Here is a 26,107-nt window from a genome sequence, read left to right as displayed (position 1 = left end):
AGTCAGTACAACTACTTTATTTTATACAATTCGGTAAACAAGGTATTCAATGATTCCGAATATGCTGGGTGCGAAAACATCCCTGTTGCTAAGTTTTTTGCTGGAACGCCGCCTTCCATCGCCATTTGAATTACCGTTGCTATTTCGCCTCCTTCGGTACAAACAATCGCAGCACCCAAAATTTTGCCAGAATCTTTGTCTACTAGGGCTTTCCAAAGTCCTTGCGGCTCTCCGGTTTCAATACCACGGGTAATTCTTTTTCCCGGAATCGAGATCACATGAAAATTCAACCCTTTTTCGCGGGCTTGATTTTCAGACAAACCTACACGTCCCAACTGTGGATCTGTGTACATCGTGTACGGTATAATTCTGCCATCAGTTGTACTGTCAATCTTTTCTAGTAGATTATTGCGCAGTACCACAAAATCATTGAACGCCACATGAGTAAATTGTGGCCCGCCATTTATATCACCCACGGCATAAACGCCCTTGACATTGGTTTCTAGTTTACCATTTACTTTAACGTAACCTTTTTTATCCAATGCTATTCCAGCCGCTTCGGTGTTTAAACCATCGGCGTTGGATTGGCGACCTACTGCCAATAGCAAATGTGTTCCTGTAATTTTATGGTTTTTTCCGCCTTTACTGTACGTTACGGTAACTTCATCATTGGCTTCTTCCAGCGCTTCAACTGCAGATCCCAGTATGAATTTCATTCCCTCTGCTTCCATAAGATCCTGTAGCGATTCGGCGATATCAAAATCTTCAGTTGACATAATTTGATCGCCTCTTTCAATAACAGTTACTGCACTGCCAAAGCGACTGTACATTTGGCCAAATTCTAAACCAATATAACCGCCACCAATGACAATTAATTTTTTTGGAATTTCAGTCAATGCCAGAATTCCCGTCGAATCGTACCACTTTACAGTGTCAATTCCTTTAATTTTAGGAATGGTTGGGCGCGTACCTGCATCAATAAAAATATGCGGTGCCGTATATTCTTGCTCTTCACCATTGTTTTTTTTGACAACTACTGCGTTTTCTCCAATAAACGAAGCTGTTCCATAAACCAATTCTAGATTTTCAGCAGCTGATGTTCGCTTTTTTAGGCCATCTTTAGAGTCAGCTACTATTTTATCTTTTCGTTTTTGAGTAGTAGCAAAATCTAGCGAAAGATCTGAAACTGAGATTCCATGTTTACCCGCTGTTTTTATGGCGTGCATCACTTTTGCGGAAGCTATTAATGTTTTTGTAGGCGTACAACCTACATTTAAACAAGCACCGCCCAGTCCTGCTTCCGATTTTTCTACCATGACCGTTTTCCATCCAGCGCCTGCTAACTTTAGAGACAGCGGTTTCGCAGCCTGTCCCGAACCAATTATTATTGCATCAACTTTAATCATGATCTATTTTTGAATTGTATTATATGTATAAATTATTTCACTTTCGTGAAATGGTCTCTGCTTTTTGATTGACAATAAAACGATTTAAAAACCTATTTTACTTATGCATTAATTTGCCGCTTTTATTTTTGTTGCCACAGATTTAAAGGTTTCAAATGATTTTATATCTTCAATAATTTGAATTTTTAATCTTCTTATAAAGTTTACCGCGCTTATTCACAGTATTTTAATTTTCTAAAAACTGTCGCAGTACATATTGCAAAATTCCGCCGTTGCGATAATATTCTATTTCTATTAAAGAATCCAAACGTGCAATAGCGCTAAATTCTATTATCACACCGTTCTCTTTCTGTGCTACCACTTTAACTTCTTTTAACGGTTTAATATCTTCTGAAATGCCACTTATTGTAAAGGTTTCTGTGCCATCAATGCCAAGTTGCTCGGCGGTATCGCCAATTTTATATTGCAGCGGAAGTACGCCAAGTCCAACCAAATTACTTCGGTGAATGCGCTCATAACTTTCGGCGATTACACATTTTATGCCCAATAAAAAAGTACCTTTTGCTGCCCAATCTCGAGACGAACCACTACCATATTCTTTTCCAGCGAGAACCACAAGTGCCGTATTGCTTTCCTTGTATTTCATTGCAGCATCATAGACGCTCATTTCTTCGCCTGTTGGCAAGTAGTTGGTGTAGCCACCTTCGCTTTTGGCGAGTTTGTTTTTGATGCGGACATTAGCAAAAGTACCTCGCACCATAACTTCATCGTTACCACGACGGCTTCCGTAAGAATTAAAACTTTCTTTGGGCACGCCTTGTTCGATCAGGTATTTCCCTGCTGATGAATGCTCGTTAAAAGAGCCTGCGGGCGAAATATGATCAGTCGTGATGCTGTCTCCCAAAACCAATAATGCGCGCGCATTTATTATGTTTTGTAGTTCAGGCGCAGCGGCAGAAATATTTTTGAAAAATGGAATTTCCTTAATATAAGTTGAGTTTTTATCCCAGTGGTATAAATTGCCTTCTGGAACTTGCAGATTTTTCCAAATGTCGTTGCCTTCAAAAATTTCATCGTAGTTCTTTTTAAAATCTTTCGGCGACAAAACAGTACTCATTATCGCATTGATTTCATCGTCTGTAGGCCAAATGTCTTTTAGGTAAACGGGCTGCAAATTTCTGTCAAAGCTAATTGGATCATTCACCAAATCGATATCCACTCGTCCTGCAATAGCATAAGCAACTACCAACATGGGCGACATTAAAAAGTTCATTTTCACCTGCGGATGAACGCGGGCTTCAAAATTTCGATTGCCCGAAAGAACCGATGCCACAACCAGTTCGTTTTCATCTACCGCTTGTGCGATGGCTGGAGACAATGGTCCTGAATTTCCAATGCAAGAGGTACATCCATAACCAACCAAATGAAACTTAAGCGCCTCAAGATCCGTCATCAAGTCTGCTTTTTCTAAGTAATCGGTAACTACTTTTGATCCTGGAGCAAGCGACGTTTTTACCCAAGGTTTTACGTTTATACCGTGCTCGCGCGCTTTTCTGGCGACTAAACCGGCGCCAATCATCACAAATGGATTTGAAGTGTTGGTACAAGAAGTAATGGCAGCAATAACCACCGAACCATCTGACAATTTAAATTTACCATCTCCTCTATCGATCCATATTGTTTTAAGTCCGTTTTTTTCGATAGTTTCTACACTAGATGGTTCTGCATTTTCTGGTGCTTTATAAGTGGGTTGGTCTCCTCCTTCTCCATCAAATTTGTCTATCGATCGAATGATCTCTCTCTTATTGTGCTCAATATAATTTCGTCCAAAGAAATCATGCAATAAGGACACGAATTTGGGTTTAAATTCACGCAAAAGTATTTTATCTTGTGGTCGTTTTGGTCCAGCCACAGTAGGTTCTATTGTTGACATATCCAACTCGACAATAGCCGTGTACTGAATCTTATCTTCATCTGCTCGCCACAACATATTTGTCTTACAATACGATTCTACGATTGCAATTTGTTCTTCAGAACGATTGCTCAGCGTCATGTATTCCAACGTTTTATCATCTATAGGAAAATAGGTAATTGTACAGCCAAATTCTGGTGACATATTACCAATCGTCGCCCGATCAGGAACGGAAAGGTGATTGCATCCCGGACCGAAAACCTCAACAAATTTTCCTACTACTCCTTTTTTTCTTAAAATATTAGCAATAGTAAGTACCAAATCTGTAGCGGTGGAACCTAGCGGCAGTTTTCCGGTAAGTTTAAGACCAACTACTTCTGGCATGATAAAATAGAGCGGTTGTCCTAAAATGGCTGCTTCGGCTTCAATACCGCCAACACCCCAACCCACTACTCCAATTCCGTTGACCATGGGTGTATGACTGTCTGTACCGACCAATGTATCTGGAAATAATTCCCCATCTCGCTCAATAACGCCTTTAGAGAAATATTCTAAATTTACCTGATGACAAATTCCCATTCCAGGCGGTACCACGCGAAAATTATCAAAAGATTGTTGCGCCCATTTTAAAAATTGGTAGCGCTCCACATTTCGTTTAAATTCTTCGTCCATATTTCGACCATAAGAATAATCGGTTGCAAAATAATCGACTTGTACCGAATGGTCAATCACCAAATCTACGGGAACCAGCGGATTTATAGTTTCGGGGTTTTTTCCTTTTCGAGCCAATTCTTCACGAAGCGCTGCAATGTCAACCACTGCTGGAACTCCCGTAAAATCTTGCATCAAAACCCGCGCTGGTTTAAAAGGAATGTCTTTATCTGAAGCTTCGGGTTTCCAGTTCATCAATGTCTCAACATTTTCTTGTGTTACTGAAAATCCATCGTAATTTCGAAGTGCATTTTCTAATAAAATCCGAATAGAAAACGGCAATTTACTTATTTCGTGGCCTTGCTCTTCTAGAACAGAAAGACTATAGTAACCAAATTCTTTTCCTAAGAGCGATAATTTTTTCTTTACTTTAAAGGGATCTTTATCCATAATTTGTAGTGTTTTATTCTATTTTTTATACTCCAGAAATTCACAAGAATTTGTGGTAATTCATTTCGAAGCAGGATTCTTCGGGCAGATATTGCGGAAGAATTACAATTGATGTTTTTTAGTTATATTTCAAATCAGAATCTAATTTGATTTGGTATTACAATTTGAGCGAATCAGTATCGTTTTTTAGAAAAATTGTAAGTAGCTAAAAAATAATTGTATTTAAAACGCGATGATTGTAAGACATATATCCTTAAAAGTACAAAAATTATATTTTACTGAAGCATTAATATTATCTAGTGCTGAGGTTGCTTGTACAGTAATTAAGAAATCAATAATTAAAAATAGCCGGAAAATAGTAGCGGTCTTTTAAATTTTTATATAGTCTTAAATTAAAGTGTAAATAGAAAATCTTCACTAGATCTGCTATTCGTAGTTCGAGGACAATACCAAAATTGACTTGGACTTGCTTATGGACTTCGACGAATTTTGTTGGGAATACCAAAAAATCCACTAGCAAACTATGTTTAAAAACGGGAATTTTTGAGAGATCGATCGCTACCGATAAGTTTCTCTTAATTAATTTGTTTAACTTTAGCATAAGCAACAATAATTCAGAAGAAATCAAGGCTGGCTATTGTGGTATTAATCAATTATATCATCTGGTAATTTAAATACATATGAAAGTTAATAATCATCCCCAAACTAAATTGGCAAGTAAACAAACAGTTTTCAAAGTCTTGAAAATAAATTTAGAAGCTATTTACTATATGACTTTAAGCAAAAAAATGAAATTGCTTTCTTCATTTTCCGATTAAAAAAATTAAGAAAATCTTTTATTGTCCTCCTTACAACTACAATACTTACTCTTTGCTGTATATCGTTGTTTTTACAAAAAATAAAAAAACAATGCTTATTCTGTAATTGTTCAAATTTCTTATATCACCTATTTGCCCTTTTAATTATTTAATAACCTGTCCATCATGAAAAATAATTTTTATATAACCACAACAATTGCGCTAATCATCACATTTGCATTAGGCTATTTTTTAAGTTCAAATTGGTATGTACTTTTCGGAATTATTTTAATATTCACAATTCTGGGATATTATGATCTTTCTCAAACGAAACATACGATCATGCGAAATTATCCTGTATTAGGAAGATTGCGTTTTGTACTGGAAGAATTAAGGCCCAAAATGTATCAATATTTTATTGAGTCTGATATTGATGGCCGACCGTTTAATCGAGTAGATCGCTCTACAGTATACCAACGCGCAAAAGGCGTTCGCGACACGATTCCGTTTGGTACCCAACTCGACGTATATGCCGAAGGCTACGAATGGATTTGCCATACGATAGCGCCAAAGCCTTTCGATACTATAAATCATGATCCTAGAATCTTGATTGGTAATAAAGGTTGCAAACATCCGTATTCTTCGAGTATAATCAATATTTCGGCTATGAGTTTTGGAGCAATAAGTGCCAATGCAGTTAGAGCTTTAAATGCAGGTGCTAAAATTGGGAATTTTGCCCATAATACTGGTGAAGGAGGTTTAAGTCATCATCATTTAGAAGAAGATGGAGATTTGATTTGGCAAATTGGTACAGCTTACTTTGGATGCCGAGATGAAGAAGGAAAATTTGACCCCGAACTCTTCGCTGAAAAGTCTAAGAATCCGAACGTAAAAATGATTGAACTTAAGATATCGCAAGGAGCAAAACCAGGACATGGAGGTATTTTACCTGCCGAAAAAAATTCTGAAGAAATTGCTAAAATACGCCATATTAAACCGTTCACTAAAGTGTCCTCACCTCCTTATCATACGGCGTTCGATACACCTTTAGAAATGGTACAATTTATTCAGAAATTAAGAGATTTATCTGGAGGAAAACCAGTTGGATTTAAGTTGTGTATCGGTTATAAAAGTGAATTTATTTCGATTTGTCAGGCCATGATTGAACTGGATATTTATCCTGATTTTATCGCTGTAGATGGTGGCGAAGGAGGAACAGGAGCTGCACCACCAGAGTTTAGTAATTATGTCGGTGCGCCGTTAATTGACAGTCTTGATTTTGTTCACAACATACTTAACGGCTTGGATATTCGCCAGCACATTAAAATTATTGCTTCTGGAAAAATAACTTCGGCTTTTCACGTTGCTCGTGTTATTGCGTTGGGGGCTGACGGCTGCTATCAAGCTAGAGGAATGATGATATCTTTAGGATGCATACAAGCGTTGATGTGCAACACCAACGAATGTCCAACCGGAATTACAACACAAGACCCCAAATTGACTAGAGGATTAGTGGTCGAGGATAAAAAATTTCGTGTCGCCAATTATCATAAAACAACACTTAAAAATTTTGCTGAACTTTTGGGAGCCACCGGTGTAACGGAAACGAAAAACTTAATGCGTTCGCATATTTATCGCCGTGTGTCGCTCAACAGTATGATTACTTATGAAGAGCTGTTTCCATCGATAAAAGTAGGCTCAATGCTTACCGAAGAGGTTCCTGCAAAATATAAAATGGATTTCGCTTTCGCGGATAAAACTCGTTGGGGAATTCATCCATAATTTAATTTTACATTTATATTATAAATTAGTAGTCGATAGCTATGAGCGAAACTTTACATCAATTTTTTGAAAATGATCACCGTCAGATTGATCTCTTTCTAAAAAAAGCACTGAAGCAACCCGGCGGAATCGAACTGAATTACTACCATCAATTTCGAAGCCGATTGCTGCGACACATCAAGATGGAAGAGAAATTGCTCTTTCCTACTGCAAAAAAAGTAAATCCGGAACTGATCACGGAACTGATACCGAAATACCGACTCGATCACGGTGCTATTACTGCCTTAATGGTTCCGGTTCCTACGCTGTCTTTGCTTAAGGTGATTCGATACATTTTAAAAAATCACAATATTGCCGAAGAAGAGACTGGAGGTTTGTACGATATATGTGAATCTTTGACACAGGGACAAACGCAACAGCTTTTAGAAGAGCTGAGAGCGACAAAAGAAGTTCCTGTTCATCCACCAAATACAATACCTCTTGCTCTGGAGGCAGCCAAAAGAGCTTTACTAAGAGCGGGATATGATTATGATGAAATTGTAAGTATTGCAGAATGATGGAAAATATCCTGTTTTTTATCTGAAAGTATTTTGCTTATAGAAATTACTACATAATAAAGATTAATTGTAATAAACAAGTATACAATCTGCCGCCTCTTTTACTTAATAAAATTTAAAACTACATAAAAGACATTCTTGTCCTTTATGTAGTTTTACTATCTTTATAAACTCAACAACATTTTATTTTATGCAAGCCTCGAACCCCAACACACAAATTCAGCAAGAACTAGTTAACAGCATTATTCATGGCTTCGGAATCATTTTTGGCATTGTAGGAATTCCAATTCTAATCGCCTTTGCGATTAAAAGCGACAATACCTTAGGAGTTATAGGTGCTGCGATTTATGGCTTTTGTTTTCTGCAGCTATTTACTTCTTCGACACTTTACCATGGTTTTCAACATGTACAAGCGAAACGCGTTTTCAAGATTTTGGATCATATCAGTATCTACTTCTTAATCGCAGGTACTTACACTCCATTTATATTAATTTATATGAATAATACTTTTGGTATTACTTTACTAGTTATACTCTGGAGTTTGACCGCATTAGGAATTGTATTTAAAATCTTTTTTACCGGAAAGTGGAATGTAGTTTCTACTTTTGCTTATGTCGCTATGGGTTGCATTATGGTCGTTGGAGGTCGCACCTTTTTTGATGCTATTCCATCTGCAGTAATGACCATGATTCTTATAGGAAGCTTACTTTATCTTTTGGGCGTTATATTTTATCTGTGGACCAAATATCCGTACAACCATGCAATCTGGCATTTTTTTGTGTTAAGTGCTGCAGTTTGTCACTATGTTGCCATTTTGATGGCCGTGTAACGAATTACAAATTTAATTTCGAATAAATACCAACAGTGTCAACCTTTAAAATGTTTCCTATTAAATTAAGTCTGTAATAAAACTACTGTTCCAAGCCCACCATCAGCGCAAACACTTACGATCGCTTTTTTACCAGGCCCTAATAGAGACAGCTCTTTAATCGCTTGGCTAATAATTCTTGCGCCAGTCGCTCCAAAAAGATGTCCTATGGCAATACTTCCGTCATTTGGATTTAGATTGTCCCAAGGAAAAGCTCCAAAGTCGAATAAAGTTCCCACATTTTTAAGGTGCATGGGATCTTCTAATAATTGAACGTTTGCTACTATTAACGCTCCGAATGCCTCGTGTATCTCCCACAAATGGATAGCTTCGTACCGCACTTATGTCTCGCCAACAATCTAGGAAGTGCAAAGGTAGTAGCCATCAAAAGACCTTCTCTTTCAATATTTACTGCATTAATTTCCCAATCGACCAACTGTGCCGCATACGAAGTTGTTGAAAATCTATCTTTCGCTTTTTCTCCACAAACCCATAGTCCTGCTACGCCATCGCTTAATAAAGATGAATTTCCAGCCGTGATTGAACCTTGACCATATTTGTTGTCAAATACAGGATTGAGTTTTGCTAACTGCTCTAGACTTGTATTTGACCTCGGTATTCCATCCGTTTCAACATTACCAATCGGTAGAATTAGATCATCAAAAAAACCATTAACTCGTCCGTTACTATAATTTTTATGACTGTTAAACGCTATTTCATCTTGTCGTTCTCTATTGATCTTTAACCTTTTTGTAGGTACAACTTGAATAAAAATCTTTTCACTTGTAAGTAGTTCTTGTCAACTCAAGCACCTATAAATGCTATTTTTGAAGATTTAATGTTTCGCCCTTCATGTCATTATCTTTCATAGTTGGCGCTAATAGTTTTAAGATAGTTGGCGCGATCTGATTGCTGTACAATTGCTCTTTTGTTTGTACTTCTCCTAATACTTTAACATCTTTACCAAAGGCGACTAACCAAACTTGATCTGCTCCTTTTACTTTCGAGTCGTGATTTCTCCACTCTTCTAATGGTTCTGTACCTCTCCCGTGATCGGTTGAAATAATAAAGATAGTATTGTTTTTATAGAAAGAATCTTGCTGTGTAAACTCCCATAATTTTTTAATTAAGTGGTCTGTTGCGTGTGCTGAGTTTAAATAGGCACTATAGTTTCCGTCGTGCGCGAAGTCATCCGTCTCTCCAAAAGAAATATAAACTAATTCGGGATGTTTTCTCTTCATATACTCCAACGCATAATTAGATGTAAAAGCATCAAAACGAACGGCTTCCCAAGGGGATGGCAAGTTGGGTTGCAATTCATTTAAAAACTGCTCTCTTTCTGAAATTTTTTGCCCTTTGGCTAACTCAAAACCTGCATTTACAGGAATACCAGAACGTTCTTCGTTTATAATAAATGGCAATACATCCCAACTACCAAAAGCAGCAACTTTACCCTTATATTTGGGCTGGTTGTTTAACTTTTCTAAAATAGTTTTATTGGGATTATTTTCTTTAGAATTACTTCTGATGTGTTTATCGTCTGCGGCTCCAGTTAATAACTCGTTGTATCCTGGATAAGAAAACCATCTAGTATTCGTTAAGTTTACGTTGTTCTCATAATTTCGATTTCCGTGTAATTGTCCCATCTTAGCTACTTCATTCCAAAAAAACGGCATTAAGGCAACTCTTCGCTCTTCAGGTGTATCTCTCCAAAAGCTTTCTTTCAGTTCTTTTTTATCGTCAACATATTTCTTTTTACTCACTAATTTTTCATCGGCTCCCGTAAATAATTCCTGCCAACGAAAACCATCTAGAGTAATAAAGACGACTTTAGTATTTTTGTTCGTCTGTTTTTGCTGTGCATTTCCTCCAAAAAAAGTAAAGATTGCTACAGTTGCAAGTATAATCGATCTATTCATTTTATCTTATTTATTTAAGTGAATTTTTATTGATGCTTTTTATGTCGCCATTATTAGGCACAAAATACTAGTATGTTTTTATAAGAAATTAAAGTTAAACATTCTTAACGAAATTATTTTTACAAATGTGACGGCATTTTTTTTATTTACCACAACTTATACGATTAAGAAATCTTTATTTCTTGGCGAGAATATGACATTGCAAGAATTAATTAAAAGAAGCATCATGATCGATTAAAATTTATTGCAGCTATATTCAGTATTGGTAAGAAATACTTTTTACATCCTTTTAGTGTCGTCTTCCACAAGTAGGATATTCATAAATTTTTTTTTTAAAAAACTCAACAATTCAATTAAAGTTGCTACATAAAAAAGTACAAGTGAACTGAAAATTTTAATGAATTGCACTATTTACCTATAAAAAATTTGATTGACTTTCTATACTCTTTTCCTAATTTCTTAAAATTGCTAAAATGCAGTATTTTTAGTATCTTAACTACTTTAATTTTTGATAGCACAGTTTAAGATCTGTGAAAGAACTAGTATTAATTTGCAAAACTTTATATTTGAGTTGTTATATTTTTTCTGTAAGTTACCCGACAAACCTTCCAATTAAATTTTATGAATACATTTCTAAACGCCGAAGACGAAGAATCACGTCTCAAAAAATTAGAATTTTTTGATTTGCTCACTGTGCAAAAAAAGCCTGAGCTAGACATATTTACCGAGGGAGCGGCTTTAATAGCAGACTGTCCTGTTTCTCTGATTTCTATGATGGGAAAGGATACGCAGAATGTACAAAGCTGCATTGGTTTGGCAGTAGACGTTGTGCCTCGTGAGAGTACCGTATGTCAATATGTGGTTGCTGCCAAGAAAACCTTGGTAATTACTGATACTTTGCAAGACGAACGTTCAAAAAGTAATTCAATCGTACTTGAGGCAGGAATACGTTTTTATGCAGGAATACCTCTAAAAGATGATGAAGGTTTTGTATTAGGAACACTTTGCGTAATCGATTATAAGCCGAAAGAACTTACCGAGCGACAGCTAGATTCTCTACATAAAATGGCTGAGGCTATTACCAAGATTCTATTAGCTAAGAAAAGAAACATACAGTCCGATTATTTTGAAGAGATTGTAAGTATTTCAAATAATTTAATTATTGTGTTGGATGACAATCTAATTATTAAAGATGTAAATCCAGCATTGGAAGAAACTTTTAATGTGAAAAGGAAAGAAGCAATTGGCCAAAGTTTTTTAAAAATTATAGATAAAAACTCAGAGGAACTAAAAAATTTAAAAGAAGATCTTGAACGTACAGATAAGGTAGTTTTTACCACTAGTAAAAAAGTAAACAACTCGCCTGCCATAACAATCGAGTGGGTTTTAAAGCAAAAGGAGGATAAGTCAGATGTTTTTTGTTTTGGTAGAAACATTTCTCGTCAGATCGAAGAAAACCGAAAACTAGAAAGCTCTGAGAGAAAATTCAAAAACTTTTTTCAAAATGCAATTGGTTTAATGAGCATTCACGACTTAGAGGGTAACATTTTGGACGTTAACAAAAAAGGACGAGAATTACTAAATTATTCTGCAGAAGAAATTAACGGAATGAATTTGAAGGATTTGGTTCCTAAACGAAATTGGAATTTACTTGATCAATACTTAGACAACATTTCAGCCAAAGGTGAAGACGTTGGCAATATGCTACTCCAAAAGAAAAATGGTGAAGAAGTAATTTGGATGTATAGCAACATCGTAGAAGTTGATGAAGAAGGTAAGCAGTATGTGGTAAGCACTGCTTTAAACGTTACAGATCGTGTGTTTCTCGAAAAAGATTTAATCTATACTAAAAAAATACTCGAGCAAACTAACGAAGTGGCGCAAGTTGGTGGATGGGAGCTAAACCTTAAATCAAACACCGTTTATTGGTCACAGTCGGTGAAAGAAATTCATAAAGTAGCGCGTGACTTTACGCCAACTTTAGATAATGCAGTTGGATATTATAAAGGAGAAAACAGCATACGTCTAAATTTTTTAATTGAAAGAGCAATACAAGATGGCATTTCGTTCGATGACGAACTACAACTTTTACGCGAAGACGAAGTTGTAATTTGGGTACGAATAAAAGGAGTTCCCGAGTTTGAAAATGGCGTTTGTACTAAACTTTTTGGCATTATTCAAGACATTGATCAGTCTAAAAAATTATACTTGGAACTGGCTGAAAAAGAGGCCATGCTGCAGTCGTTTATTAGGTATGCGCCTGTAGCTGTGGCAATGTTTGACAAGCAACTTAATTATTTGGCAGCTAGTGCTAATTGGGCAGAAGAAATCTCACTGACTGAAGCACAACTAATAGGCAAACATGTTTTTGAGATTACGACTAATGTTGCCGAAGAGAGAAGAAAAATTTACATCGAAGCTCTTAAAGGTAAATCGTATAAAAATGAAGATGTAACTATAAAACTTCCGCATAAAGAAGAAATTCAACATTATACTATAGAAGTTAGTCCTTGGTATCTTTCTGATGAGGTTATTGGAGGCATAATAGTTTCTACTAAGAACATTACTGAAAGTGTTAAGACGACGCAAGAGCTTCAAGCAGCTAAAGAAATGGCTTTGATAGCTAATAGAGCCAAGTCTGAATTTTTAGCCAATATGAGCCATGAAATTCGTACGCCTTTGAACGGAGTAATCGGGTTCTCTGACCTTTTACTTAAAACACCTTTAAATGAAACACAGGTTCAGTATCTTAATTATATTAATGAATCTGGCGAAAGCTTGCTGACTATTATTAATGATATTCTTGACTTTTCTAAAATAGAATCGGGCAAACTAGAGCTTTTAATTGACAAGTGTAATATATACGATTTGGTCAGTCAAGTGGTGAATGTAATACTGTACCAGTCGCAAAGAAAAAATATTGAACTTCTTTTAAATATTGAACAGGGACTTCCAAAAACGTTATTGTTGGACGAGGCTAGAATTAAACAAGTATTAATAAATCTACTAGGCAACGCAGTAAAATTTACTGATAGTGGTGAAATTGAGCTTAAAGTAGAGAAGTTAAAGATTGATGATACTAATTTGACTTTGCGCTTTGCTGTTCGCGATACTGGTATTGGCATTCCGTTAGATAAACAACAGCGTATTTTTGATGCCTTTACGCAGGAAGACAGTTCAGTAAGTAAACGGTATGGAGGAACTGGTTTGGGTCTAACGATTTCGAATAATATTTTGAAATATATGGGAAGCCAACTGACGCTTACCAGTCAACTAACAGGAGGTTCTGTGTTTTATTTTGATCTCACTGTACCTTACGAAATGGACAGTTTTGATGAAAGTGAAGATTTAAACATAGAGCGAGTACTGATTGTAGACGATAACGAAAACAACCGAATTATTCTCCAACACATGTTGGCTTATAAAAATATCGATTCGAAATTAGCTGCAAATGGATTGGAAGCAATTCAGATCTTGATGACTGGTGAACGATTTGATTTAATCTTGATGGATTATCGCATGCCTATAATTTCTGGCTTAGAAACTATTGAAAAAATCAAATTAATTTTTGAAAATCAGCACGAAATTTCACCTTTAGTGGTATTGCATACTTCTTCAGAAGAAGAAGAAATTATCAATAAATTTCGTCAAGATGAAAAGTCATTTTGCTTGCTTAAACCAATAAAATCTGAAGAATTGTATGCAACGTTAAGACGCGCAGTAAAAGCCAATACCAAGGTTGATGAGTCTACAGAACAGAATAATCTAGCTGATCAAGCGAATCTATTATTTGCAGAATCGCTAAATGTATTACTGGTCGATGACAATCCCGTAAATATGGTTCTCAATAGGAGAATGATGCAATCGCTGATTCCTGGTGTTGAATTGACAGAAATGACTGATGGTTTTCAAGCATTAAATGCCTGTAAAAACACACAATTTGATATTATTTTAATGGATGTTCAAATGCCCGTTATGGATGGTATTGAAGCTACCAAACAAATACGCCTCAATGCAGAATATGCAAACGTGCCAATCATAGGAGTTTCTGCGGGTAATGTACTTGGAGAAAAAGAAAAATGTCTACAGGCAGGAATGAATGATTTTTTACCTAAACCAATCAGACAGGCTGATCTTTCTGAGATGTTGTTGAAACATATTCCGTACACTTTAGAGCCGTCTTTGAGTGCACTTATAGATTATGAAGCTCACATAGATATGCCGCTATTTCTGGAACAAATAGGCGAAGATGCTGATTTTAAAGAAATGTTTCTCAATCTTGTGATCAACGAATTAACATTAGCCGCTATTAATATGAAAGAAGAAGTTACTAAAAGAGATGCTGTGTCAATCAAAAACTTACTTCATAAATTAAAAGGAACTGCTGGAACCGCTGGATTATATAAACTCGCAGATTGTGCAGGAGAATGGGAAAATAAAATTGAGTATACCAACGATTACGATTCTATTCAAGACGGAATCAAAGAAGAATTAGAAATAGGTGTAAATTTAATGAAACAGATGTTAATCTAAAAAATTGAAATATGTTGATTTTAATAGCTGAAGACGACGAATTAATATTAAGGACAATTGAACATAAACTTGTAAAGGAAGGATACGACGTACTACTTGCCAGAGACGGCAAAGATGCCATAGAAATTATAAAAGAGACTGCTGTAGACATTATTATTACAGACATCATGATGCCTTTCGCTTCAGGGGTAGAGATTCTCTCGGCCATAAATGAGATGGGAAAAAAAATTCCTGTTATCATGCTTTCAAGTATGGGTCAAGAAGGTGTCATTCTAAATGCTTTTGATCTGGGCGCTTCAGACTTTATTGTGAAACCTTTTAGTCCCAATGAATTATTATTAAGGATAAAGAGACTAACCAAATAACACAGCAAAATATTGATTTTAGAAATTTCATTTCGATTTCTTTTTGACACGTTTTTAGGAGTGCTAGTAGTAGTTTTTCTAATGATAGTAGCTGTGCTATATTTTAGTTTGTATCAATTTAAAAAACTAATCCTCCTTTTAAAATGGTCTACGGTAATAAATGATAAAGTTTTAAATGCGATTGTGTACGATGGTGATTTTAGTACTTCGGCTGATAATTTAGAACCATTTTCCGAGAATTCATCGTTTAGAGATTTGTTTCTGGAAAAATTAGTAGAGTCCGAAAAAAAGTTTTCGGGTGCAGCAAATGAGCAAATCAATAAACTGTTTACCGATTATAAGTTAGAAAAAGAAGCTTTTAATAAAATTTACCAAAAAAAACCTTCGCTTATTGCAGGAGGAATTAAAGAATTAAGTGCCATGCGAGTTCAAAAAGCATTGCCCAACATAGCCGTTTTTTTAACACATGCCTCTCCCATAGTTTATCAGGAAGCACAATATGCTATGATTAATCTTAAAGGTTTTGACGGTTTAAATTTTTTAAATACTATTCCGAATGTAATTTCAGAATGGCAACAACTTCGTTTGTTATTGTCTATCACTGATATCCCTTCAGGATCTGAAGAATCAATTGATCTATGGTTGCGTAGCGAAAATGATTCGGTAGTTATTTTTACACTTCGCTTATTGCGAAAATTTCAGCTGTTGTCATTATATTCTTCGGTACTTAACTTATTTAACCATAGATCGGATCAGGTTAGAATTCAAGCAGTAGAGACGGTACAATCACTAGAGAATTCTACAACAATACAGCACCTTACCGATTCCTTCAAAAACCAATCAGAAGAAGTTCAAGTCGAGATCGTACGAATACTAAAAACATCAAAAGATCCTAGATCGATTGAATTTTTGAAAGAACAATTGACTACACATTCTTTGGTTAAATTAAGAATATTTGCGGCAGAAGCGCTTTTAGAATTAGATCAAAAAGAGTATTTAATTACACTTAGAAAGGATAGCGATTCTTCTGATGAACTTGTACAAATTATAAATCACTCAATACAGGAAAAAATATGTTAGAATTTTCGAACATTATTTATGAGAGTATCATTTGGTTATTTTTAATTTACGGAACAGCTGTATTCTTAGTATACGGATGGATCGCCATTTACGCTCTTGGCGCAGTGTTGCGTTACAAAAAAGAGAATACATTTACAGACTATACTATTATTGCGTCCAATCCAAATGCACCCACTTTTAGTATCATCGCGCCTGCGTACAATGAAGGCATAACCATAGTAGAGAATGTAAGATCGTTACTTTCTCTTTTTTATCATAATTTAGAAATTATAATTGTCAACGACGGGAGTAAGGACGATTCGATACAAAAGCTAATTGAAGCTTATGAGCTAGAAAAGATCTCGTTTTTTGTGCAAGGCACTATAGAAACCAATACAGTAAGAGGTGTTTATAAAAGTAAAAATCCTGCCTTTAAAAAATTAGTCGTTGTAGATAAAGAAAATGGTGGAAAAGCAGACGCATTAAATGTGGGTGTCAATGTTTCTACCGGAAACTATTTAGTGTGTATTGATGTAGATTGTATTCTGGAGCAAGATGCTATTTTAAAATTAGCCAAGCCATTTCTACAGCAAACGGATAAGAAATTGATTGCATGCGGCGGCGTGATTCGGTTGGCTAACAATTGCAAAATTGAAAACGGCAAAGTTACCGATGTTAACATTCCCAAAACACTCTTAGGTCGCACTCAAGCTCTAGAATACATCAGAGCTTTTGTTCTTGGCCGCATGGCCTGGTCGCGCGCTTCTGGACTTATTTTAATATCGGGTGCATTTGGTGTTTTTGACCGTAAAATAGTTTTAGCTTGCGGCGGTTACGATAGAAATACGGTAGGCGAAGACATGGAGCTCGTGGTGCGAATGCGCAAGTATATGGAGGAAAAGAAAGAGCCTTACGAAGTACTAACTATCCCCGACCCATTGTGTTGGACCGAAGCTCCCGAGTCAAAAGAAGTGCTTAAAAAGCAACGAAACAGATGGATGCGCGGAACTATGGAAACGCTTTGGAAACACCGAAGAATGATGTTTAATCCAAAATACGGAAAACTAGGAATGGTTAGTCTTCCGTACTGGTTTTTCTTCGAATTTCTAGGTCCTCTAATTGAGTTTTTTGGCTATATCGTATTTTTCATTTTTCTTTTTTTGGGTATAATTAACTGGTCTTTCTTCTTAATTTTATTTGCTTTAGTCTTAGCTGCAGGATTTCTATTTTCAATTTATGGAATATTAGTAGATTTGGTTAGCCATCAGGTATATGCTAAAAGAAAAGATTTTATTGCATTGATTGGGACAGCATTACTAGAGCCGTTCTACTTTCATCCTATGTTGTTAGAGCGGGCGTAAGCGGTTTTGTTGATTATTTTAAAAAATCACATGCTTGGGGAGAAATGACCCGACAAGGGTTCAATCAACAAAACCAAAACTTACCTTTTACACAAAAGGTGTTTGCAATACTGAGTCAAGGTCTCAAAAAATGGGGCGCTTTTGCTACAGTTTTGATCCTATTATTTTTTATAGGAGTTGGAGCCGAATGGGCTTGGTATACGTACACGGTTCAAGATTTAAAACAATCGCCAATAGCGCTTTCGTTATTTTTAGATAATTTGCTATTTGTTTGTAAGACAATTGCAGTTTTAGGCATTATATATAGCATACTTAATTCAATTAAAGAAAGTTGGGCTAAGCTTTTTGCGCTGACCACTTGTACTTTATTTGTCGTTATCCATTATTTACTTTTTCTTTATTTTTCTGAAAGCCACAATATGTTAGGAGCCGATTTACTGTTCTACAACTCAGCTGAGATGAGACAAATTTTACAGGCAAGTGGTATGTTAAGTGTTACCAACTTTGCATTAATTGCCATCTTAATCGCCCTTACATTTACACCTTTTTGGATGTCGTCTAAAACTTGGTTTGAATCAAAATATGTAGGATTGGCTTTCATCGGTATTGGCTTAGTATTATTTATAATCCCATCTGATTTACTACAAGTACAAAACGAAACTCATGCCAATGACTTTAGTGAAAATGCTGTTAAAAGTAAAGGAGCATATTTCTTTAATTCAAATCTAGACAACTACCTCAGCAATCATCCTGAGATAACCGAGTTATTTGGTGATTCTAATGATAGGATCGCAAGTACTGATGGGATTGACGAGTCTTTTCCGTTTTGGAGAAAAGAGACAACTCCAGACTTTCTTGGGCCGTATTTAAGAAAATCAGACCAAACACCTAATCTTGTTTTAGTCATGATCGAAGGTTTGGGACATGCTTACAGTTCGCCGCAAGGTTACGTTGGAAATTTTACACCCTTCATAGATTCATTAGGACATAAAAGTTTGTATTGGGAAAATACACTTAGCTCTGCCGGTAGAACTTTTGCGGCGATCCCAACGTTAACTGGGTCGCTGCCTTTTGGAAAGAATGGATTTCTAGAAATAAAAAAAACACCAGAACATTTTAATCTTTATAATGTTTTGAAAAGTAATGGATTCGAAACGGGTTTCTTCTATGGCGGAAACAGTTCTTTTGATCGAATTCGTGAATTTTTAGAATACAGCGAAGTAGACAACATCGTCGATCAATTTTCATTTAACGAAACATACAAAAAATTGCCAGGCAACGATGGGGATAGTTGGGGATATGAAGATCAAGCCGTTTTTAGAAAAATGCTTGAGGTGCAAAAGTCCCAAAACCAGCCCTACTTTAATGCTATATTAACCTTGTCATCACACAATCCTTTTATGATCAATAATCCTGATTATTATGAAAAGATGTACAAGAATAGGTTGGCTACAGGTCAATTAAGTCCCGAACAAAAAAAGTGGTCTATTAATAATAAAAAACAACTAATCTCACTATTGAATGCTGATGATGCGGTTCGTACTTTTTTTGAGAATTATAAGAAGAGAAAAGATTTTAAGAATACCGTTTTCATCATTACTGGAGATCACAGTATGCCAGAAATTACATTGCAATCAAAAATTGATCGTTTTCATGTTCCTTTAGTCATTTATTCTCCGCTGCTTAAAGAAGCAAAAGTATTTAACAATGTAGTAAGTCATTTTGATATTGTACCGTCGATACTCGCCTATTACAAAGCCAACTACAATCTAAACACACCTTCCAGTGTGGCTTGGGTCGGACGCGGTCTTATGCAAAACCCAGAGTTGGGTATCATAGGAATACCAATAATGAAAAGCAAAAGTCAACTGATTGATTACGTATATGGAAACTACCATTTAGAAGACAAGCAGCTGTACCAATTAAAAAATCTGGAGGAAAGTTTAATAAACAGACCTGCTATGTTTAAAAAAGTCAATCAAAACTTCAATCAGTTTAAAACCATGAATTCAAAGTTCTACGAGACCCAAAAGCTTTTACCTGATTCGGTAGTGACAAATTATTTTAAAATCAAATAATAGTATTAGAATCGTCTGCTGTACCCTACACTTAAATCATACTGATTTCCCTTTTTTTGTGGTTGGTATTCTTGATTGAAATACATAGCCCCAACTGAAAAAATATTTACTTTCTTTATGGAAAAGTTGTACTCTGCTCCCATTTTAAAAGTTTTAAGTTTATAGGTGTAGTTTTCTAAAAGATTACTGCGGTAATCTTCTGGACTGATACCTGTACCTATTTGAAAAGCAAAGTAATCGTCTGCTCCTTTGGTGTAATACCGTACCGTTCCCGTATAAGATTGCGAAATATTTTTACTATCTGGAGTAATATAGGTACGTAAGTTAAACCAATAATTTTTGTAATATTTTCCAACAGAAGCAGTATATAAAAATAGATTTTCTGAAAAATAAAGATGACGGTATCCTATTTCTGCTTCAAAACTCCTCGGCAAATTGGCATTTAGCGAAGCACCTGTTCTATATTTTGGAAAAATTCCTACATCATTGGAATATCCAGCACCCACATACATGTAAAAAATTTTGGATAATTTTGGATAAGCTTCTAATTCTACTTGTGTTCCATTGGATGCAAATTTATTAGCAAAATTTCCTTTCAAAATCACCGATCCATATTTTGTATTTCTCTTATAACTCAACCCCATAATATGCCAATCATCATCAAACTGCTTATCAAAGTGCGACAGATTGTAAGTTAGACCGATCTGATTTTTTGAAGTTAACTCATTTAACCGCACAGAAAGTTCTCGAGCTTCCGTATTGGTAGAATTGATTGCTAAAAGTCCATCGACGGATTTTTGTGCTCCTGCATAATTGTCAACACCATTGTACACTTTTGCTTTTAGCAACCACAATGTTTCCGAGCGAGGATTATATTTCAGCCCTTTGTCGATTATCTCAATCGCTTTTTCGTTTTGGTCGTTCCAATATTCTAATGAAGCATAAGCGACAAAATAATCTTCGTCTTGAACTTCTCTTAAATCAAGATCTTTAAATACAACTCTTGCTGCTTCCCAGTTATCTGTCCAGGTATATAATCTACCTAAAAAAATAGAAATATCAGTATACTCGGGCGATAGTAATAAAGCCTGTTTTGAAAGTGCTATTGCAGTGACGTAATCTTTTTGATCAAAAGCGACTGTTCTTGCTTTTTGAAACAGCTCGTCAGAGCTATCACTTTCTTGGCCGTAGCCCGAAAATGAAATTACTATTACAAGTAAAAAACTGAAATATTTCTTCATCAAAAATTGAATAAGTAGTTAAAATAGTAGCGAATACTATAAGATGCAAATATATTGAACTTTTTATTGCTACACTCGTTTTAATCTAATTTACGCTTTTCCCTAAAGATAGATCGTACTAACTGTTTTATTTATAACAGGCCGCTGTAGATGTACTTTCCTTAATTCTCTTATAAAATAAAAAATCCTGTAGTTATTAAACTACATGTACTTCCACAATCTACTACAAAAATAACTATACATCCAGTCTACATTTGCAGTGTTCAAAAGGAACAAAAAACAAGACATAAAAATTCAAATATAAAGTACCATGAAAAAACAAATCGTTATCGCAGCATTAGCTCTTGGAGCATTCGTTTTTGGAACTACTAGCGTAGCAGCTCAAACTGTTTCTAACCCAGCAAGTACTACAGTAAACCTTAAATTATCAGACGTAATATCTATTGACGCAGGTAGTGCTGCTACTGGAGGAATTGTAGATTTCAATTATGTAAATTCAAACGATTATAACACTGTAAAAAATGTAACGGTGCCAAATAGTTTAATTGTAACTTCATCTAAAAACTTTGATGTAAAAGTAAAAGCAGAAGGAGCAAATTTTGTAAATGGTTCAAATAATATTCCAGTTAATGTACTTCAAATAACTGCTGTAACTGGAACAAGCATGACTGGGACATTCAATACTGTTGCCTTATCTACAGCTGATCAAGTTTTAGTTAGTAATGCAACATTGGGTGCTAAAAAATCATTAAGCATAGACTACTCTATTTCTGCTCTTAAAGCATCAACGGTACTTTTAGGAAAACCAGCAGGAACGTATACTCAACAAGTAACTTATACTGCAACGGCTCTATAGCTGGCAGCGTACTATAATTTTTAAAAGTCCTCAACAGCGTGAATCTGTTGAGGGCTTTTTTATTTCATTTATTAAGTAGTAATAATCAGCTATAATTTGCTTAGATGAATCGGTAAAACGAACGGATGTTAAATGCCTTTACAATATTTCAATCTTTATCAAAAACGAATATGCAATACAAAATACAGTGTAAATCAAAAGTTAAGCATTTAATCTTGGATACATTTTAATAATTAGTCCTTTAAGTCGATTTTGATAGTCTTCTATCAACCAATTTTTATAACTAGTGCTGGCATTTTCTAGACATTTTACATATTCTTTGACACGCCACTCTGTTTCAGGCGCCAACACTTCAGCAAGAGCAATAGCATGGCTTAAAGATTCTGCATTATCCAAACACATCTTGGTTTGTTGTCTGATGGATTGCTGTATCACTGTTTTTGGTTTTTTATCAGTATCAATTGCTTCTTGATAATAAGCTTCTACATCGAAAGTCATTTCTAAAGTTTTTGGAAAATTCGCACATATTTCAGCCGTCAGCGTATGCGACTGGAACGAACTTCCGCTCGCTTGATAATGTAATTGTTTTGCAAAAGCATCTGGATTATCAAAAATATATTTCCAATCTAATGGTGCTTCCCACGCGCCAAAGCGCTGTATGTTATTGCCCAAATCTGTGATTCCAAAAATTCTCTTCGAAGTAAGCCTGCGTGCTCCACGTCCAATCATCTGATGATAAAGCGTAATCGAAGTCGTAGCTCTATTGAGTATTACATGTTTCACAGACGGCTCGTCAAACCCTGTAGTCAAAATCGAAACCGAAGTAAGCACCGCATCTTTTGTTTTTTTGAACCATTTTAGTATTTCCTTTCTCTCGTCATCTGGCGTCTTATTATCCAAATGCCTAACAGGAATACCTGCCGCTTTAAAGTTCTCTGCAACTTGCATAGAAACAGCAATACCATTGTTGAAAATCAACGTTTTTTTACCCAGTGCATTTTCTTTATACGCTTTTAGCAACAGTTCCTGCATTGCTATTGATCCATATAAGTCGTTACTCGAACTAACAGTAAAGTCACCGTGAATACCCGTTTTTAAGGAGTTCAATTCTACCTCATAAACAAAAGACTTTGGCTTAGCTAAAAAACCATCGTTAATTAAATTAGCAATACTTTCGCCCGCTATCAAACTGTCATAATACCGGTTCATTGGTTTAGAAATATCAGAGCTAAATGGAGTTGCAGTAGCACCTATCACAAACGCATTTTTAAACTTACGCGTTAGTTTTCTAAAAGAATTGTGGTGTGCTTCATCAATAATTACGAGTCCAATTTCTTTGGTATTTATTTTTTTCTCTTTTATTCTGTTTCGAAGTGTCTCCACCATCGCTACATAACAACTAGAATTACTTTTAAAATTAATTGTTTTGCTATTGATAATGCGGTTGTTTACCGTTAGTTTTTTGAGTGTTGTTGATGTTTGTCGGCACAATTCGCTACGATGCGTAAGAATCATCACCTTCTTGTCATATTGTTGAATGTACCTGCGAGCGATCTCGGAAAAGACCATGGTTTTTCCGCCGCCGGTAGGTAATTGATACAAAAGTTTACGATTGGGTTCACTCTCTATAGTGTCAAAAATAGTTGCTATGTCTTTTTGCTGGTAGTCGTAAAATGAGGTGAAGGTTGGTGTTGTACTTTTCATATTTAAAATAATTTAGGACTACTTGTTTTTTATTGAATTAAAATTGCTCTTGTTACTTTCTTTGAAAATTTCGTTAACTACAGTCTCTTATAATATCTTCATTTTAAATAATTCGTTTTCATTCGAAGCAATTATTATTTATCAGCAGATCAACGGTTGGTTTTTTAGAAAATTTCCTGATATTAAAAGTACGCTCAGTCGGTATTATTTTTTTATAAGATTCTTGCAGATTATTATATTATTGAAGTCTAGTACAAACTCTTTTATTTCTAGAAAAACTTGTGTAGTTATTAAACTACACACACTTCCATTTTATACTACAAAAAAAACGACACAACCAATCTACATTTGCAGTGTTCAAAAGGAACAAAAAACAAGACATAAAAATTCAAATATAAAATACCATGAAAAAACAAATCGTTATCGCAGCATTAGCTCTTGGAGCATTCGTTTTTGGAACTACTAACGCAGCAGCTCAAACTGTTTCTAACCCAGCAAGTACTACAGTAAACCTTAAATTATCGGATGTGATATCTATTGACGCAGGTAGTGTTGCTGCTGGTGGAATTGTAGATTTTAATTATTTAACCTCAGATGATTACAACACTGCAAAAAATGTAACGGTAGCAAATAGCTTAATTGTAACTTCATCTAAAAACTTTGATGTAAAAGTAAAAGCGGAAGCAGCAAATTTTGTAAACGGTACCAATAATATTCCTGTAGATGTATTACAAGTCCAAGCTGTAACGGGCGGAACTATGGGCGGAACACTTAAAACGGTTACTCTGTCTGCAGTTGATCAAGTATTAGTTAGTAATGCAACTTTAGGAGCTAAAAGGTCTTTAAGCATTGACTACTCTATTTCTGCTGTTAAAGCGTCAACGGTACTTTTAGGAAAACCAGCTGGAACTTATACACAAAAAGTAAAATATACTGCAACGGCTCTATAGTAAGCAGTACAGTACAATATTTAAAATCCCTCAGCAGAGTACATCTGTTTGAGGGATTTTATTTTGAAATATATTAATACATGTATTGTAGTTATTAAACTACTCATACTTCCATTTTATACTACAAAAAAAAATACCCAAGAAATCTACATTTGCAATGTTCAAAAGAACCATAAAAAAAGAAATAAAAATTCAAATATAAAATACCATGAAAAAACAAATCGGTATCGCAGCATTAGCTCTTGTAGCATTCGTTTTTGGAACTTCTAACGCAGTTGCTCAAAGTGTTTCTAACCCAGCAAGTACTACAGTAAATCTTAAATTATCGGATGTAATTTCTATTGATGCAGGTAGTGTCGCTGCTGGTGGAATTGTGGATTTTAATTATTTAACTTCAGATGATTATAATTCTGCGAAAAATGTAACGGTAGCAAATAGCTTAATTGTAACATCATCTAAGAACTTTGATGTAAAAGTAAAAGCTGAAGGTGAAAATTTCGTGAATGGTATAAACGTTATTCCTGTATTTGTGTTACAAGTAAAAGCAGTTAGTGGAGGAACAATAAACGGCTCTTTAAAATCAATTACGTTGTCTGCAGTTGATCAAGTATTAGTATCTAATGCAGCTTTAGGAGCTCAAAAATCCTTAAACATTGACTACTCTATTTCTGCTATTAACGCATCAACCTTCCTTTTAGGAAAAGCAGCTGGAACCTATACACAAAAAGTAAAATACACTGCAACGGCACTATAATTTACAGCAAGATATAATTTTAAAATCCCTCAACAGCGCATCGCTGTCGAGGGATTTTTTATTTTCTGTAAAAGTAACATTAAGAGATGTAGTTATTAAACTACAGGCACTTCCATTTTCTACTACAAAATAAACTACAGGGTCAAGCTACATTTGCAGTGTTCAAAAAGAACACTAAGAAAGACATAAAAATTCAAATATATAATACCATGAAAAAACAAATTGTTATCACAATATTAGCTTTTGCAGCATTCGTTTTAGGAACTAATAACACGCAAGCTCAAACTGCAACAACAACTGTAAATCTTATTTTAGCAGATGTTATTTCAATTGATTCTGGCGCTGCGGTTGGTGGTGTGGTAGATTTTAACTACACAACAGCAGCAGATTATAACACCGCTAAAAGTGTAACAGTTGCGGAGAGTTTACTAATTACTTCATCTACCAATTTTGATGTAAAAGTAAAATCTAATGGAGTAAACTTTTTAAATGGTAGTAATAGTATACCGGTAAATGTTTTACAAATTAAAGCAGTATCTGGAGGAACAATGACAGGAACATTTAATACGATTACTTTATCAAATGCAGATCAAAAATTGGTTGCAGCGGCTGATAAAGGAGCAAAAAAATCGTTAAGCATTGAATATTCAATCTCTGCCGACAAAGCATCGACTGTACTTTTAGGAAAACCTGTAGGAACCTATACACAAACAGTAACCTACACAGCAACAGCAATCTAACTGTAATCATAATAAAATTATAAGATATTCTCCTGATTCATGCTCTATGAATTAGGAGAATATTTAAATTTTGTCTATTTTGGTATAATATTCAGTTTATATACTTCGGTATCAATGATAAACA

19 protein-coding genes are annotated in these 26,107 nt (G+C 35.2%); 12 read left to right on the top strand and 7 right to left on the bottom strand.

What is annotated here, in order from left to right; translation table 11 throughout:
* Window positions 1-11 precede the first annotated feature (11 nt).
* Window positions 12-1,406 (bottom strand): mercuric reductase, encoded by a 1,395-nt coding sequence (locus tag ACRASX_RS12175; RefSeq protein WP_432221416.1) that lies wholly within the window; start codon window positions 1,404-1,406, stop codon window positions 12-14.
* Window positions 1,407-1,632: 226 nt separating this feature from the next.
* Window positions 1,633-4,419, bottom strand: coding sequence for an aconitate hydratase (locus ACRASX_RS12170; protein ID WP_432221415.1), 2,787 nt, complete (start codon window positions 4,417-4,419; stop codon window positions 1,633-1,635).
* A gap of 983 nt (window positions 4,420-5,402) precedes the next feature.
* Between ACRASX_RS12170 and ACRASX_RS12165 the strand changes: the two genes are divergently transcribed.
* From ACRASX_RS12165 to trhA, 3 genes are all read left to right on the top strand, one after another.
* The gene (locus ACRASX_RS12165; RefSeq protein ID WP_432221414.1) at window positions 5,403-6,998 is read left to right on the top strand and encodes an FMN-binding glutamate synthase family protein; all 1,596 of its coding nucleotides are present in this window, start codon (window positions 5,403-5,405) and stop codon (window positions 6,996-6,998) included.
* A gap of 41 nt (window positions 6,999-7,039) precedes the next feature.
* The gene (locus ACRASX_RS12160) at window positions 7,040-7,555 is read left to right on the top strand and encodes a hypothetical protein (RefSeq protein ID WP_432221413.1); all 516 of its coding nucleotides are present in this window, start codon (window positions 7,040-7,042) and stop codon (window positions 7,553-7,555) included.
* A gap of 190 nt (window positions 7,556-7,745) precedes the next feature.
* Complete coding sequence (gene trhA / locus ACRASX_RS12155; protein ID WP_432221412.1) at window positions 7,746-8,384, top strand: PAQR family membrane homeostasis protein TrhA; 639 nt, start codon at window positions 7,746-7,748, stop codon at window positions 8,382-8,384.
* Window positions 8,385-8,449: 65 nt separating this feature from the next.
* Here the strand turns inward: trhA and ACRASX_RS12150 are convergent, their stop codons facing one another.
* The 3 genes from ACRASX_RS12150 to ACRASX_RS12140 form a co-directional block, all read right to left on the bottom strand.
* Window positions 8,450-8,743 carry a hypothetical protein gene (locus tag ACRASX_RS12150; RefSeq protein ID WP_432221411.1) on the bottom strand — a complete coding sequence of 98 codons (294 nt, stop codon included), beginning with the start codon at window positions 8,741-8,743 and terminating at the stop codon, window positions 8,450-8,452.
* The gene (locus ACRASX_RS12145) at window positions 8,710-9,138 is read right to left on the bottom strand and encodes a hypothetical protein (RefSeq protein WP_432223091.1); all 429 of its coding nucleotides are present in this window, start codon (window positions 9,136-9,138) and stop codon (window positions 8,710-8,712) included. Before ACRASX_RS12145 ends, ACRASX_RS12150 begins: the two co-directional genes overlap by 34 nt.
* Window positions 9,139-9,244: 106 nt before the next feature.
* Complete coding sequence (locus tag ACRASX_RS12140; RefSeq protein ID WP_432221410.1) at window positions 9,245-10,342, bottom strand: sulfatase-like hydrolase/transferase; 1,098 nt, start codon at window positions 10,340-10,342, stop codon at window positions 9,245-9,247.
* A 621-nt stretch (window positions 10,343-10,963) separates the two neighbouring features.
* Between ACRASX_RS12140 and ACRASX_RS12135 the strand changes: the two genes are divergently transcribed.
* The 5 genes from ACRASX_RS12135 to ACRASX_RS12115 all read left to right on the top strand — a co-directional run bounded on the left by ACRASX_RS12135 (window position 10,964) and on the right by ACRASX_RS12115 (window position 19,738).
* Entirely contained in the window at window positions 10,964-14,875 is a 3,912-nt protein-coding gene (locus tag ACRASX_RS12135; RefSeq protein WP_432221409.1) for a response regulator, read from the top strand.
* Window positions 14,876-14,886: 11 nt separating this feature from the next.
* Complete coding sequence (locus tag ACRASX_RS12130) at window positions 14,887-15,240, top strand: response regulator transcription factor (protein ID WP_066307861.1); 354 nt, start codon at window positions 14,887-14,889, stop codon at window positions 15,238-15,240.
* 12 nt (window positions 15,241-15,252) lie between these two features.
* Complete coding sequence (locus ACRASX_RS12125) at window positions 15,253-16,320, top strand: HEAT repeat domain-containing protein (protein WP_432221408.1); 1,068 nt, start codon at window positions 15,253-15,255, stop codon at window positions 16,318-16,320.
* Window positions 16,314-17,660 (top strand): glycosyltransferase family 2 protein, encoded by a 1,347-nt coding sequence (locus tag ACRASX_RS12120; protein WP_432221407.1) that lies wholly within the window; start codon window positions 16,314-16,316, stop codon window positions 17,658-17,660. Before ACRASX_RS12125 ends, ACRASX_RS12120 begins: the two co-directional genes overlap by 7 nt.
* A gap of 98 nt (window positions 17,661-17,758) precedes the next feature.
* Complete coding sequence (locus tag ACRASX_RS12115) at window positions 17,759-19,738, top strand: LTA synthase family protein (RefSeq protein ID WP_432221406.1); 1,980 nt, start codon at window positions 17,759-17,761, stop codon at window positions 19,736-19,738.
* A gap of 5 nt (window positions 19,739-19,743) precedes the next feature.
* Here ACRASX_RS12115 and ACRASX_RS12110 read toward each other — a convergent pair whose 3' ends face one another.
* The gene (locus tag ACRASX_RS12110) at window positions 19,744-20,979 is read right to left on the bottom strand and encodes a YaiO family outer membrane beta-barrel protein (RefSeq protein WP_432221405.1); all 1,236 of its coding nucleotides are present in this window, start codon (window positions 20,977-20,979) and stop codon (window positions 19,744-19,746) included.
* Between the two features lie 310 nt (window positions 20,980-21,289).
* On the opposite strand from ACRASX_RS12110, the gene ACRASX_RS12105 reads away from it, so the two are divergent.
* Window positions 21,290-21,835, top strand: coding sequence for a peptidoglycan-binding protein LysM (locus ACRASX_RS12105; RefSeq protein WP_432221404.1), 546 nt, complete (start codon window positions 21,290-21,292; stop codon window positions 21,833-21,835).
* A 201-nt stretch (window positions 21,836-22,036) separates the two neighbouring features.
* On the opposite strand, the gene ACRASX_RS12100 is transcribed toward ACRASX_RS12105, so the two are convergent.
* On the bottom strand, window positions 22,037-23,539 hold the full coding sequence (locus tag ACRASX_RS12100) for a DEAD/DEAH box helicase (protein WP_432221403.1): 1,503 nt from the start codon (window positions 23,537-23,539) through the stop codon (window positions 22,037-22,039).
* A 404-nt stretch (window positions 23,540-23,943) separates the two neighbouring features.
* Here ACRASX_RS12100 and ACRASX_RS12095 point away from each other — a divergent pair, with 404 nt between their 5' ends.
* The 3 genes from ACRASX_RS12095 to ACRASX_RS12085 all read left to right on the top strand — a co-directional run bounded on the left by ACRASX_RS12095 (window position 23,944) and on the right by ACRASX_RS12085 (window position 25,983).
* Window positions 23,944-24,489 (top strand): peptidoglycan-binding protein LysM, encoded by a 546-nt coding sequence (locus ACRASX_RS12095; RefSeq protein WP_066307875.1) that lies wholly within the window; start codon window positions 23,944-23,946, stop codon window positions 24,487-24,489.
* 208 nt (window positions 24,490-24,697) lie between these two features.
* Window positions 24,698-25,243, top strand: coding sequence for a peptidoglycan-binding protein LysM (locus ACRASX_RS12090; protein ID WP_432221402.1), 546 nt, complete (start codon window positions 24,698-24,700; stop codon window positions 25,241-25,243).
* A gap of 209 nt (window positions 25,244-25,452) precedes the next feature.
* Complete coding sequence (locus tag ACRASX_RS12085; protein ID WP_432221401.1) at window positions 25,453-25,983, top strand: peptidoglycan-binding protein LysM; 531 nt, start codon at window positions 25,453-25,455, stop codon at window positions 25,981-25,983.
* Window positions 25,984-26,107 lie beyond the last annotated feature (124 nt).

This window comes from Flavobacterium sp. TMP13 (assembly GCF_050847115.1).
GTDB lineage: Bacteria > Bacteroidota > Bacteroidia > Flavobacteriales > Flavobacteriaceae > Flavobacterium.
The sequence above is the reverse complement of the archived record's forward strand: the minus strand, read 5'-3'. Positions and strand labels throughout refer to the sequence as shown.